This window comes from Flavimobilis sp. BM9 (genome assembly GCF_058313055.1).
This window is the reverse complement of record NZ_JBZEMO010000005.1, coordinates 101,734-115,346: the sequence shown is the minus strand read 5'-3', so window position 1 is coordinate 115,346 and position 13,613 is coordinate 101,734. Positions and strand designations below refer to the sequence as shown.

Annotated in this window: 7 protein-coding genes; 3 read left to right on the top strand and 4 right to left on the bottom strand. The window is 72.6% G+C overall.

Annotated features, from left to right (window positions below):
* Positions 1-19: 19 nt before the first annotated feature.
* The 3 genes from AC4F3Q_RS10130 to AC4F3Q_RS10120 all read right to left on the bottom strand — a co-directional run bounded on the left by AC4F3Q_RS10130 (position 20) and on the right by AC4F3Q_RS10120 (position 6,851).
* The gene (locus AC4F3Q_RS10130) at positions 20-925 is read right to left on the bottom strand and encodes a glycosyltransferase family 2 protein (RefSeq protein WP_491039853.1); all 906 of its coding nucleotides are present in this window, start codon (positions 923-925) and stop codon (positions 20-22) included.
* 23 nt (positions 926-948) lie between these two features.
* Entirely contained in the window at positions 949-6,105 is a 5,157-nt protein-coding gene (locus AC4F3Q_RS10125; protein WP_491039852.1) for a PKD domain-containing protein, read from the bottom strand.
* Positions 6,106-6,182: 77 nt separating this feature from the next.
* Positions 6,183-6,851, bottom strand: a complete 669-nt coding sequence (locus AC4F3Q_RS10120; protein ID WP_491039851.1) for a hypothetical protein — start codon at positions 6,849-6,851, stop codon at positions 6,183-6,185.
* 206 nt (positions 6,852-7,057) lie between these two features.
* Here AC4F3Q_RS10120 and AC4F3Q_RS10115 point away from each other — a divergent pair, with 206 nt between their 5' ends.
* On the top strand, positions 7,058-7,993 hold the full coding sequence (locus AC4F3Q_RS10115) for a glycosyltransferase family 2 protein (protein WP_491039850.1): 936 nt from the start codon (positions 7,058-7,060) through the stop codon (positions 7,991-7,993).
* A 160-nt stretch (positions 7,994-8,153) separates the two neighbouring features.
* Positions 8,154-9,602: a tyrosine-protein kinase domain-containing protein gene (locus tag AC4F3Q_RS10110; protein ID WP_491039849.1), complete on the top strand. Its 1,449-nt coding sequence runs from the start codon at positions 8,154-8,156 to the stop codon at positions 9,600-9,602.
* 78 nt (positions 9,603-9,680) lie between these two features.
* On the opposite strand, the gene AC4F3Q_RS10105 is transcribed toward AC4F3Q_RS10110, so the two are convergent.
* Positions 9,681-11,135 carry a lipopolysaccharide biosynthesis protein gene (locus tag AC4F3Q_RS10105; protein WP_491039848.1) on the bottom strand — a complete coding sequence of 485 codons (1,455 nt, stop codon included), beginning with the start codon at positions 11,133-11,135 and terminating at the stop codon, positions 9,681-9,683.
* A gap of 258 nt (positions 11,136-11,393) precedes the next feature.
* On the opposite strand from AC4F3Q_RS10105, the gene AC4F3Q_RS10100 reads away from it, so the two are divergent.
* Complete coding sequence (locus AC4F3Q_RS10100) at positions 11,394-13,562, top strand: glycosyltransferase (RefSeq protein ID WP_491039847.1); 2,169 nt, start codon at positions 11,394-11,396, stop codon at positions 13,560-13,562.
* Positions 13,563-13,613 lie beyond the last annotated feature (51 nt).

Here is a 13,613-nt window from a genome sequence, read left to right as displayed (position 1 = left end):
GCTCACCGGCGCGCGACCGTCACCGACGGTACTCCTGGTAGACGCCGCCCACAGCACCCGCGACCATGCCCGCACCGCGGACAGCGGTCCGCGCACCTTGCGCCCGCAGCCCTGTGTCGAGGGTGGCGACCCCCCCGAGCGAGCGCACCGCACCGCCCGCGACGCGCGCCGCACCCTGCGCGGCGAGCGTCACCCTCCCCTGCAGCGCGGCGCCGCGCGAGCGGACGCCGACCAGGTGGACGCGCGCGCGAGCGTTGCCGTTGCGGAACGCCCGCTGCAGCACCCACGAGCGCGTGGCGCGCTCGACCGGGACGACGTCGATGACGCTCGCCTCGTCGCAGAACACGATCTCGCCGCCGCGCGCGACCAGCTCGCTCGTGAACGCGGTGTCCGACCCTCCCGTGAACCGGAAGGCCTGGTCGAACCGCAGGCCCCAGGCGCGCACCGCGCGCAGGTCGAGCAGGAGGTTGCCGGTGCCCGCCGCGGGCACACGTGTCCCGGTCGGGTAGCGCTTGCGCTCGAAGAACTTGCCCGCGGTGATCCACCGGTCCGGCTCGGACTCGAACTGCGCGACGACGGCACCCGCCACCGCTGCGCACCCGTACCTCTCGTGAGTCGCGAGCATCGTCGTCAGCCACGCGGGCGACGGCAGCTCGTCGTCGTCGATGAAGACGAGGACGTCACCGCGCGCCTCGTCGAGCGCGCGGTTGCGTGCCGAGACGATCCCTGGGTCGGGCTCGTGGACGTACCGGACGGGGTCGCCGGCTGCCGCGCGCTCGGCGACGATGTCCTGGGCGCTCGGCACGTCGTCGTTGTCGATGACGAGGAGCTCGGCACCCGGCACCTGCCGCACCTGCTCGAGGAGTCTCGGCAGCGACTCACGGAGCCCCTCCGGGCGACGGAACGTGAGGATCCCGACCGTCACCACATCGCCTGCTGCCCTCGCGGTCACGGCTGGCCCGCCCAGAGGTCGTCCCAGGCCACGAGGACGTCCGGGCTACCAGCCGCCCCACCGACGTACGCCTGCACCGCCACCCCACCGGCGACCTGCAGGTCAGCGGTCGAGTCCGTCACGCTCGCCCGCCACGTCGCCGGCTCCGCGTCACCCTCACGCCACACCTTGGCCCGCACCGTCGTCGGCGACGTCCCCGTCACCTGCAACCGCACCCGCAGCTTCTCCCCAGGCACCAGCGTCAACCCGTCGACCACACCACCGGCCAGCGCCGTGACCGACGAGATCCCACGACCCACGTGCAGCTGCACCGCACCGTCGGTCGCCACCCGCACCCGAGCGACATACCCGCTCGTGCCGACCGCACGACCAGCAACCGTCAAGAACGAGTTGCCCGCCGGCAGACGATCCATCGACACCGTCGTCTGGACCTCCGCCGTCGTCGCCGACACCGACCGCAGATACGCCGACCGCGTCGCACCCGCAGTCAACGACATCCGACCCTCACCACCAGCGACCGAGTACCGCGACAACGTCGACGCCGTGCCCGTCACCGACCACTCACCACCCGTCGTCGCCGAACCCCAGCCCGACGACACCGACCGACCGAACGCATCGACCGCCAGGTCCTCCGTCACCGGCGGAGCCTCGACCACGACCTCGTGCGTCACCGTGCCCGTCGCACCGTCGTCGTCCGTCACCGTCAACCTCACCGTGTACGAACCAGCCTCCGCGAACGTGTGCGACGCCGTCGCACCCGAACCCGAACCGCCATCACCGAAGTCCCACGCGTACGACGCCACCGACCCGTCCGAGTCCGACGAACCCGAACCATCGACATCCACCGACAACCCGTCCACCTCCGACGAGAACACCGCCACCGGCGCCACGTTCGGCGCAGGCTCCTGCGGCTCGAAGCCGTCCGGGGCACCGGCCCAGAGGTCGTCCCAGGCCACGAGGACGTCCGGGCTACCAGCAGCCCCACCGACGTACGCCTGCACCGCCACCCCACCGGCGACCTGCAGGTCAGCGGTCGAGTCCGTCACGCTCGCCCGCCACGTCGCCGGCTCCGCGTCACCCTCACGCCACACCTTGGCCCGCACCGTCGTCGGCGACGTCCCCGTCACCTGCAACCGCACCCGCAGCTTCTCCCCAGGCACCAGCGTCAACCCGTCGACCACACCACCGGCCAGCGCCGTGACCGACGAGATCCCACGACCCACGTGCAGCTGCACCGCACCGTCGGTCGCCACCCGCACCCGAGCGACATACCCGCTCGTGCCGACCGCACGACCAGCAACCGTCAAGAACGAGTTGCCCGCCGGCAGACGATCCATCGACACCGTCGTCTGGACCTCCGCCGTCGTCGCCGACACCGACCGCAGATACGCCGACCGCGTCGCACCCGCAGTCAACGACATCCGACCCTCACCACCAGCGACCGAGTACCGCGACAACGTCGACGCCGTGCCCGTCACCGACCACTCACCACCCGTCGTCGCCGAACCCCAGCCCGACGACACCGACCGACCGAACGCATCGACCGCCAGGTCCTCCGTCACCGGCGGAGCCTCGACCACGACCTCGTGCGTCACCGTGCCCGTCGCACCGTCGTCGTCCGTCACCGTCAACCTCACCGTGTACGAACCAGCCTCCGCGAACGTGTGCGACGCCGTCGCACCCGAACCCGAACCGCCATCACCGAAGTCCCACGCGTACGACGCCACCGACCCGTCCGAGTCCGACGAACCCGAACCATCGACATCCACCGACAACCCGTCCACCTCCGACGAGAACACCGCCACCGGCGCCACGTTCGGGACCGGGGCCGTGACCGTGACGTCGTGGGTGGTCTCCGCGGTCGCCCCGCGGTCGTCCGTCACCGTCAGGGTGATCGTGTACGTGCCGGCCTCGGTGTACGTGTGCGTCGCCGTGCGGCCGGTACCGGTCGCACCGTCGCCGAACGTCCACGCGTACGCCTCGATCGTCCCGTCGGTGTCCGCAGACGCCGACGCGTCGACCGCGACCGCCAGGTCGGTCGCGTCGGTCGTGAACGACGCGGTCGGTACCGCGTTCGGCTCCTCGCCGGTCGTGCCGAGCGCGTGGTGCAGCGCGACCGTCTCCGCGTCGAGCTGTCGACCGTAGACCGCGACGTCGTCGACCGAGCCGACGAGGGTCTGCGAGGTCGAGCCCCACGTGTTGTCGCCGCCGACGCGCCAGTACCCGGTGTAGCTCTCCGGGAGACGCTGCGGGTTGGTGCCGACGAGCACGCCGTCGACATACATCTGCATGCCCGCGTCGCCGAGCGTCGAGACGACGTGGTGCCACTGCCCGTCGTTGTACGCCTGTGTCGACGTCACGCGGTACTCGGCGCCGCGGTAGATGCCGAAGACGAGTCGTCCGTCGTCCTGCATGTAGGTGTGCCGGTCGTAGCTCGAGGACGTGGTGCCTGTCGAGTTGCCGAACCCGACGATGCGCCCGCCCTGGGTCGTCGCGGTCTTGAACCACGCCTCGGTCGAGAACCGGGTCGGGTTTGCCTGCGCCTGCGCATCGAACACGTGCGCGCGGGTCGTGAACCGGATCGACGGGTTCGCCAGGTCCTTGATGGCGCCGTCCTCGCCGCGCACGGCGCTCCCGGACAACGTGCCGGACCTGCCGAGGCGCCCGGAGTCGGCTACGGCCGAGCCCGAGGTCTCCGCGAAGCGCCAGAAGAGCAGCGGGTCCGCCGACGCGACCGCCGCGCCGTAGGCGTCGGTCGGAGCGGTGTACACCGGCACCGTGCGGCCGGCAGCCTCGAAGTGTTCGCGCACCTGCTGGGGCGTCAGGACGCGGCCGTCGTAGACGGCGGCCTCGTCGATCGCACCGGCGAACCACACGCTCGACGGCACGTTCGTCCAGCTGGAGAGGCTGCCGCCGCCGAGGCGCCAGTACCCGTTGTAGGCGTCGGCGATGCGCACGTCGTCGCGGCTGGCGACCCGGACGCCGTCGACGTAGAGGGCCAGCCCGTCAGCCTGGCTCATCGTCGCGACGACGTGGTGCCAGGCGTTGTCGTTGTAGGACGAGCGCGACGAGACGACGTTGCGACCGTTCGCCTGGACGCCGAAGTGCAGGCGCCCAGCATTGTCCATGTAGACGTGACGGTCGGACGTGCCCGACGTGCCCGACGTGGCCGACCCGAAGCCGATGATGCGGCCACCACGGTTCGTCGACGTCTTGATCCACGCCTCAGCCGAGAACTCGACCGGTGCGGGCTCGTTCGTCGAGTGGATGGCGTCACCGTTGCTCGACCCGGAGAAGGTCATCGCGGTGTCGCTGTCCCCCGTGATCGCCCCAGCGGTGCCCATCGTGACCCCGGCGTGCGTCGTCAGGGCGCGCGTCCCGGTGAGGTCGGCGGCCGTCGTGCCGCTCGCCTCGGACAGGCGCCAGTAGCTGGACGGTCCGTCCTCGGCGACCGTGCGGGCGTACGTGGACAGCGAGCCGCTCGAAGCGACCGTCACGGTCACCCACTCCGACCAGACGCTGTTGCCCGTGGCGTCCGTCGCGCGGACGCGGTAGCGCGTCGTCGAGCCGGGTGTGAGGCCGGTGTCGACGAACGACATCGTGGGCCGCTTCCAGAACGACGCGGTCACGGTCCGCTCCTGCAGGACGGTGCTCGTGTCGTTCCGCACGAGCCGGTACGTCAGCTCCTCGTCGCCGCGGTCGAAGTTCGCGGGCCACGAGACGACGACCGTCCCTGATGCGGGCGAGACCGCACGCAGCGCCGACTGCGCGCCGCCGTAGCGGGGCGCGTCCGTGTCCGGGGTGGTCTTCCGAGAGGCGAAGCGGGCGAGGCCCTGCTGCGCGGTGTTGTTCACACGCGTGAACTCGCCGCCCATGATCACGTAGCCGCTGCCGGCCGCGATCGACCAGGCGCCCTGACCCTGACCCGTGTAGCTGCCCGTGTTGAGGTCGGGGAACCAGTCGAGGATCTCGGGGTGCGGCTGACCCTGGGTGTCGTGGTACCCGTAGATGTCGGGGATGTTCGTGCCCGTCGCGGTCTTGGTCAGGGCCGAGCCGCGGTTGACCCGCCACGGGTTCGTCTGCGGGAACCCGCCGCTGTTGCCGCAGTAGTGCTTGTGGGACGCGACGTAGACCGCGTCCTCGAACGGCGTGACGCCGTACGAGTCGCCGTGGCAGTCCTCGACCCACTGGAGCGTGCCGTCTTCCCACGAGACCGCGTAGACGCCCTCGACGTTGCCGCCGTCACCGAAGTGGTACCCGGTGCCGTAGAAGTTCTTGTCGTCCTTGGACAGCGAGAGGAACGCCGACTCGTCGCCGGCGTTGCGGATCTGGGTGTTGGCGGGCAGCGACAGGAGCTCGCCCGTCGCGGCGTCGAACCGGGCGAGGCCGTAGCCCGGGTTGGAGGACCCACCGACGGACGTGAAGTTGCCGGCGACGACGACGGCGGCGCCGTCGGGCGACACCTCGACCGCCTGCACGCCGCGGTTGTCGATCGCGGGGTTGAACGGGAGCGTCGTCAGCCCGGTGCCCAGAGCGACGGACGCCGCCTTGTACCGCGCGAGGCCGTTGACGTTCGTGAACGAGCCGCCGAGGAAGACGGCGTCCTGCGACACGGAGACGCTCAGGACCGTCGTGTTGACGACGGGACGGAAGCCGAGGAGCGCACCGGTCGCGGTGCTGAACGCCGCGACGCGGTAGCGGGTCTGACCGTCGATCGACGTGAAGCTGCCGCCCGCGTAGAGGGTCGAGCCGTCGGGCGAGAGCGCGAGGGAGCGGACCTGGGCGTTGGCCTTCGGCGCCCAGGGCAGGAGTGCGCCCGTGCGGACGTCGAACGCCATGAGGTTGCCGCGAGCCTGCTCGCTCGTCCCCGCAGCTGCGCCCGGCGGGCGGGCCGACGTGAACTCGCCACCCACGTAGACCGTGTTCCCGACGACGACCTGCGACCACGCGACACCGTTGATCTGAGCGGTCGGCAGGCTCGCGGAGCCGGCCACCTCAGGCTTCGAGGTGCGCGGCGGTCCGACGACGCCTGTCCCGGTGTCGTAGGTGGGCGTCGCCTGGGCTGTGCTCGGCACGAGCGCCCCGAACAGCAGGAACGCGAGCGCCACGAAGGCCGCGAGTGCGGCCCTCCGGGGACGGTGGTGACGGATCATGATGGCCTCGAGCTTCTGTGCGTCGCGGTCGTGCGCGGTTCGTGGAGTCTGAGCAGAGGTGGGGCCTGAAGGGCGCATCACGCGTCTCCCTCGAAGGCCACGATCGTGAGGTCGGCGGCGACGTCGACCTCGACGTGGATGGGTACGCCGCGCTCGGCGACCCGGAAGACGAACGTCCCGGAGGCCTTGGCTCCCGCCGCGACGGTCACGGGGAAGGGCTCAGCGCCCGGCCCCGACAGGGTGGTGGCGGGCGTGTCGTCCGGGCCATGGAAGAGATTGACGATCGCGCTCGAGAGGTCGAGCGCCTCGTCGGTGTCGTTGGCGATCGTGATGGTCACGCGCAGGGCGTCCCCCGCGACCTCGCCGGGGAGCGTCGCCTCGCCCTCGACCTCCTCGACCTTCGTGACCCGGGCGACGACCCCCTTCGCGACCGTGGCTTTCGTGTCGAGCGGGACGGGCTTCGCCTTCTTGCGCTCGACCGGGCCGAGCGGCTCGGGAGCGTCTTTCGGGTCCGACGGCTCGGTCGGCAGGTCAGCAGGGGGCGCAGGCACCTCGGCCTGCGCCGAGCCGGACGTGGCCCCTGACCCTGCGGGCGCGGTCGACGACGTCACGGTGCTGGTCGCGCTGGTCGGTGCGTCTTGCGACTGCCCGGTGCACGCACCGAGCGCGAAGGCCATCGCGACGATCGCGACGCCTGCCGTGACCGTCGTCCGCCCCCGCGGTGCGTCGATCTTGTGCTGATCCATCCTGTGTCCTCCCCCGAGCGACCCCGCCGGCACGCGGCTGGCGGGTGACTGAATCGTGCGCCCCGCTCCCGGGCACGACGCACAGGTCTCGCCCAACCTCACCCGTGCGTCACCCGACCTTCACCCAGGGCGAGCCCGTCCGCCGCGGACGCGCGCGGCTAGCGTGATCGGTGCTCAGAAAACGGATCTCGGGACCTGGAGGGGGCATGAGCCGAGCACTTGTCGTCGTGAGCTACGGGTCGTCCGAGCTGCTCGCGGAGAACCTCGACGCGTGGGACCGCGCGAGCACGCCGGGCTGGACCGTCGTCGTGGTGGACAACCCGACCACGTCCGCTGAGCGCGCCCGCGTGCGAGCTCTCGCGCACGAGCGCGGTTGGGTCCTCATCGAGCCGGACCGCAACCTGGGCTTCGGGGACGGCTGCGCGGCGGGGGTCGCCGCGGCCCGCACGGTCGCCGAGCCGTCGGCGGTCGTGCTGCTCAACCCGGACGCGCGCCTGTCGGTCGAGCACGCAGACGAGCTCGCGAGCCGGGTCGAGGCGGACGACGACCTTCTCCTCGTCCCGCAGATGTTCCGCGGCGACGGCCGGCCCGCGTTCACGACGGGCTACGTGGACCGTCGCACGGGGATGCCGACGGTCGCCGCGGCGTCGTCGAGCGTCGAGTGGCTCACGGGGGCGTGCGTCGCGATGGCGCACAGCGCGTGGGTCCGTCTGGGCGGCTTCGCGAGCGACTTCTTCCTGTACTGGGAGGACGTCGACCTCGCGTGGCGCTGGCACGCGGCCGGCGGCCGCGTCGGGGTCGCGCGCGACCTGCGCTGCGTCCACGACGCGGGTGGCACGCAGACGGGTGCGGGGACCCCGACCAAGTCGTCGCTGTACTACTACTTCAACTGCCGCAACCGGCTCGTCTTCGCGGCACGCAACCTCACCGGACTCGACCGTCTCCGGTGGGCGCTGCACTCCCCGCGCTACGCGCAGCAGGTCGTGCTGCGCGGGGGCAGGCGCCAGCTCTTGCGCCCCTGGACGTGCGTCCTGCCCGCCGTGCGGGGGACGCTCAGCGGCCTGCGCACGCTGCTGGTGGGCGTCCCCGCCGCCGCACCGCGACCCGCGACGCCGCAGGTAGGCGCGCCTTCCGGGGGCTGACCGGGTGGTTCAGGGGGTGGTTGAGGCCCGTCGTGTGGCCGCGCGTCCCGCGGGCGTGGTTCGATCGACCCAGGGCCCGGACAGGCGGTCCCGTCCCGGCTCCCGCACTCGTCAGAAGAGCGCCGCGCCGGGTGATGAGCTTGGGGTGCATGTGGATCTGATGGAATACGTCTCGGCCTTGCGCAAGCGTTGGCTGGTCATCGCTCTCCTCGCCATCCTCGGCGCGGGGGCGGGCTTCGGGCTCGCCAAGTCCACGGTCCCCACGTACCGCTCGTCGACCACGACGTTCGTCTCCCTCGCCCGCGGCGAGACCGTCAGCGAGCTCGTGCAGGGCACGATGTACACCCAGAACCTCGTCGAGTCCTTCGCGCGCCTCGCGACGATGCCCGCGGTGCTCGACCCGGTCATCGAGGAGCTCGACCTGGGCATGAGCGCACGGACCCTCGCGCGCACGATCACCGCGACCACCCCGCTCGACACGATGTTCGTCGAGATCAGCGCGACGTCGAGGGAGCCCGAGACCGCCGCGAAGATCGCAGACGCCGTCACGGCGAACCTCGCCAGCACGGTCGAGTCGATCGCACCGTCGGGCGCCGAGAACACCCCGTCCGTGACGATGACCGTCGTCGCCGACGCCGTCGTGCCGACCGTGCCGTTCACGCCGAACACCAAGATGAACGTCGCGCTCGGCGGCGCGGGCGGGCTCGCCGTCGGCGTCGCGCTCGCCCTGCTGCTGACGGTGCTCGACACTCGCGTGCGCGGCATCAAGGACGTCCCGTCCCACCAGGACCGCGTCCTGCTCGGGATCGTGCCGCGCGAGCGCTCCCGCCGGGACCAGGTCACGATCCTCGGCGAGCCGCACGGCGCAGGCGCCGAGTCCTTCCGGCGCATCCAGACCAACCTGCAGTTCATCGGTGCGGCGAGCCAGCTCCGCACCCTCGTCGTGTCGTCGTCCGTCTCGGGCGAGGGCAAGTCCACGGTCGCGCTCAACGTGGCGATCGCGCTCGCCGAGAAGGGCGGTCGCGTGCTGCTCGTCGACGCCGACCTGCGCCGCCCCACGATCGCGAGCGTCACAGGTCTCGAGCCGTCGGTCGGCCTCACGACGATCCTCGTGGGCTCGGCCTCGCTCGAGGACCTCACGCAGCCGTGGGGCCACCCCGGGCTCGACGTCCTCGTCGCGGGGGACATCCCGCCGAACCCCGCACAGCTGATCGACTCCTCCGGCATGCAGGAGCTCATCGACGAGGCGGGCAAGCGCTACGACCATGTCGTGCTCGACGCCCCGCCCATCCTGCCGGTGGCCGACGGTGTCGTCCTCGCCCGGCGGACCGACGGCGCCGTCATGGTCGTCGGCTCGGGCCGCGTCCGCCGCACCCAGGTGAGCACCGCGCTCACCGCGCTCGATACGGTCGGGGCGCGCTGCCTCGGCGTCGTCGTCAACTTCGCCGACCCGAGCCACGCCGACACCCCGCGCGGGTATGTCGCGAGCGAGCCGTCGAGCCTGAGCGTCGCGGCTCGGCGGCAGCGCTCGCGGCGCTCGGTGCCGACGCCCGACGACGCGGCGACCGAGAGCCGACGCGGCGGGCCCCGCAAGGCGAGCGCGAGCTGACGCGGCCCACGGCCGCACGACGAAGGGCTGCGGCCCGTCCCCTCCCGGGGGACGGGCCGCAGCCCTTGATCGTCTCCGCTACCGGCGGCGCCGAGCGAGCGCGGTGCGCACGATCGCCGCGACCTCGACGACGTCCTTGCGCACACGAGGCACCACGAGGGCGAGGAGCGCGAGCGACAGGAGGCCCGCGCCGACGCCTGCGAGCGTCGCCGGCCACACGCGCACGAACAGTCCCGAGACGACGTGAGCGGTCCCTGCGAGCGTCCCGCCGACGAGCAGCACCCGGACGGCGCCGAGCATGAGCGTGCGCGTCGGGATCGGGGCACGGCGCGAGAGCCACAGGATCGACAGGGGCCACTCGACCGTGTGCGCGAGCGTGTACCCGACCGCGACCCCGACGAGACCCCAGTGGCTCGCGACGACGACGAGCACGACCTTGACCGCGATCGTGACGACCGTGAACCGCAGCAGGAGGTCCGAGAGGCCGTGCGAGAGGTAGACCCAGTACCCGACGTACGCGAGCGTCTGCATCACGGCGGTCGTCGCGAGGAGCCGGACGAGCGGCTCGACCCCGACCCAGCCGCTGCCGAGCAGGATCTGCGTCGCCGGGTCGGCGGTGCCCACCAGGAGCGCAGCGCCGATCATCACGGGGTACGCGATCGCGATCTGCCCGCGCGCGAGGAACCGCGCGAAGCGGGGCGGGTCGCCCTGGAGCCGTGACAGCACGGGCAGCGCGATCGTCGTCGTGGGCGCGCGGACCTGCGCGACAGGGGTCATCACGAGCTTGAAGGCGCGGTCGTACGTGCCGAGCTGGGCGGTGCCGAGCTGCGAGCCGATCACGAAGTTGTCGATGTTGTTGCCGATGTACACGGCGACCTGGGACGCGGCGAGGTTCCAGCCGAAGTGCCAGAACTCGCCCATCGGCACGCCGCGCCGCGGCCGGCTCGGCACCCACCGGCAGGTCGTGGCGAGCATGACGAGCAGCACGAGCGACTGCAGGACCTGCTGGCCCACGAGCGCCCACACCCCCGCCCCGGCGAGGCCGAGGACGACCGCGACGACGATCGCCGCCGCCTGCGACACGACGTCGACCACCGCGAGCGCACCGAAGCGCATGGTGCGGACGAGGTCTGCGCGGAGCTGGCTCGCCATCCCGTTGAGGAGGAACACGACGCCGACGGCGCGCGCGACGGGGACGACGGCGTCCTCGTCGAAGATCGCGCCGACGAGCGGGGCTGCGACGACCATGAGGATCCCGAGGCCCGCACCGATGGCGGTGTTGACCCAGAACAGGTTGGAGCGTTGCGCGTGCGTGATCGTCGGGGCTCGCATCGCTGCGGTCGACAGGCCGAGGTCGCGGAAGATCTCGCCGACCCCGACGAACACGAGGACCATCGTCATCACGCCGTACTCGGTCGGCGTGAGGAGCCTCGCGAGCACGACGACGGACGCCATCTGCATGCCGACCCGCGCGATCTGTGCGGCGAAGGTGATGCCTGCGCCGCGCGCGGCCGACCGTCCGAGCTCGTCCACGTGCTCCCCGTCCCCTGCGTTTCCTGGCCGCTGGAAGTCTAGTTCCGCGGTCCGTGCCAGCCTCCCGGTCGACGGGTGAACCGGGGGCGACCCCGCCTGCGCCCGGGGGCGACGGCGCGACGCGAACCCGCGCACCCGCCGTGCGCGGGCGACGACGGCGTGAGTGCGGGGGTGAGATCGGCCGGCGCCCCCGTCACGCGGTGCGGGGCTTCCCTAGACTCGCGGACATCCACCGTTCCCTGCGTCCGAGGTCTCACCGTGCCCCGCCTGATGATCGCGCACCCCTCCGCCGACCAGTACGGCAGCGACCTGCAGCTGCTCGAGACCGTCGTCGCGGTGGTCGAGGCGGGCTGGTCGGTCCTCGTCACCGTCCCGGAGGACGGTCCGCTCGTGCCGATGCTCGTCGAGACGGGCGCGCGAGTCGTCGTGCAGCCGTGCCCGGTGCTGCGCAGGTCGACGATGAGCCTTCGCGGGCTCGTCGGCTACGCGCTCGCCGGCCTGCGCGCGATCGTCGCCGGGCACCGCTCGTTGCTTCGCGCCCGACCTGACGTGCTGCTCGTCAACACGGTCGTCGTGCCGACGTGGCTCGTGAGCGCGCGCCTCGCGCGCGTCCCCGTCGTGTCGCACGTCCACGAGGCGGAGGAGTCCTCGGGACGCACGGTGCGGCGTCTGCTCGCATCGCCTCTCCTGCTCGCGGACCGGGTGATCGCGAACTCGCGCGCGACGGCGCGCACCCTGACGGACGTCATGCCGGCGCTCGAGCGCCGTATCGCGGTGGTGCACAACGGCGTGCCCGATCGCGGTCCCGAGCCCACTGGCCCGCGCATCCGCCGCCCGCAGGACCCGGCAGTCGTCGCGATCGTCGGCCGGCTCTCGCCGCACAAGGGCATCGACGTCGCGCTCGAGGCCGTCGCGCACCTGCGCCGCGAGGGCCGCGACGTGCGCCTCGAGGTGGCCGGCTCGGCGTTCCGCGGCTACGAGTGGTACGTCGCCGAGCTCGAGCAGCGCGCGGGCGAGCCCGACCTGCGCGGCGCGGTCACCTTCCACGGGTACGTGAGCCCGGCGCGCACAGTGATCGACCGGGCCGACGTCGTCGTCGCCCCGTCGTGGCGCGAGTCCTTCGGCAACGCTGCGGTCGAGACGCTGCTCGCGTGCCGCCCCCTCGTCGCCGCGGCGACGCAGGGCCTCGTCGAGGTGGTCGACGACGGGCGCACGGGCATGCTCGTGCCTGCGGGCGACGCCCCGGGGCTCGCGCGGGCGGTCGCCAAGCTGCTCGACGACCCGGAGCAGGCGACACGGATGGCGCGGGCGGGCCGTGCGGACGCGCTCGACCGGTTCTCGACGCACCGGTACGGCGCGCAGATCCTCGCAGTGCTCGGCACGGCGCGCGGTGCGGCCCCTGGGCGCCGGGCGACGCGAGCGGCCGGATCGCAGCCGGTCGAGCCGCTGAGCGCCCCGCCGCACGGCAGCACGCCCATCCGTACCGGGGAACGGCCGAGGATCCACGTCGCCGTCCCGACGTTCCGTCGCAACGAGCTGCTCGAGCCCCTCCTCGGGATGATCGCCCCGCACGTGCTCGGGTCGCCGTCGCTCGCGGACCGCACCGAGATCCTCATCATCGACAACGATCCGGACGGCGGGGCGCACGACGTGGTCGCCGCCGTCGCCGCGAGCGCCGCGCTCCCTGTCCGCTACGTCCACGAGCCGCGGCCCGGGATCGCGGCAGTCCGCGCTCGCGCGATCGCGGAGGCCTCGGCCGACGGCCTCGTCGTGTTCATCGACGACGACGGCGTGCCGGGCGAGAGCTGGATCGGTCCCCTCGTCGACACCTGGGAGCGCACGGGCGCCGAGGCGGTCGCCGGGCGGATCGTCCCCGGGTTCGTCGCCGAGCCGTCGGCGTGGAGCGTCGCGGGCAGGTTCTTCGAGCGGAGCAACCTCGCGACCGGCACGCCGCGCCGCAGCGCGCCGTCCGGCAACCTCCTCGTCGACGTCGCAGGGGTCGCGGCGCTCGGGGTGGCGTTCGACCCGGAGGTCGGGATGCGCGGCGGCGAGGACACGCTCTTCACCCGCGGGATCACGCAGGCGGGCGGACGGGTCGTCGCGTGCGGCGAGTCCGTCGTCGTCGACCTGGTACCGCCCGAGCGGGACACGCGCCGCTGGGTCGTCGCCCGCGTCTACGGGCACGCGAACCGCTCGGTCGACGTCAACCTCGCGTTCACGCACGGCGCCGCAGCGAGGGCGAGGGTGCGGGGCGCTGCTGCGGCGCGCGGCCTCGTCGTCACCGGGCGAGGGGCCGCCCGGTGGGTCGCCGGCAGGGTGACCCGCGACGTCGCGACGGATGCTGCGGCCTGGCGAGACCTCGCGCGGGGGCCCGGGCTCGTCGCGGGTTCCCTCGGTGTGCGGCACGAGGCCTACCGCCGCTCCTGACTGCTTCCCCCCGGTCAGGGGCGCGGTGACGACAGGAGCCCTGGTCCGGGT

Excerpts from the sequence above, each read along its gene's own strand:
- AC4F3Q_RS10125 (WP_491039852.1), bottom strand. The coding sequence starts at position 6,105 with ATGATCCGTCACCACCGTCCCCGGAGGGCCGCACTCGCGGCCTTCGTG.
- AC4F3Q_RS10120 (WP_491039851.1), bottom strand. The coding sequence starts at position 6,851 with ATGGATCAGCACAAGATCGACGCACCGCGGGGGCGGACGACGGTCACG.
- AC4F3Q_RS10115 (WP_491039850.1), top strand. The coding sequence starts at position 7,058 with ATGAGCCGAGCACTTGTCGTCGTGAGCTACGGGTCGTCCGAGCTGCTC.
- AC4F3Q_RS10110 (WP_491039849.1), top strand. The coding sequence starts at position 8,154 with ATGGAATACGTCTCGGCCTTGCGCAAGCGTTGGCTGGTCATCGCTCTC.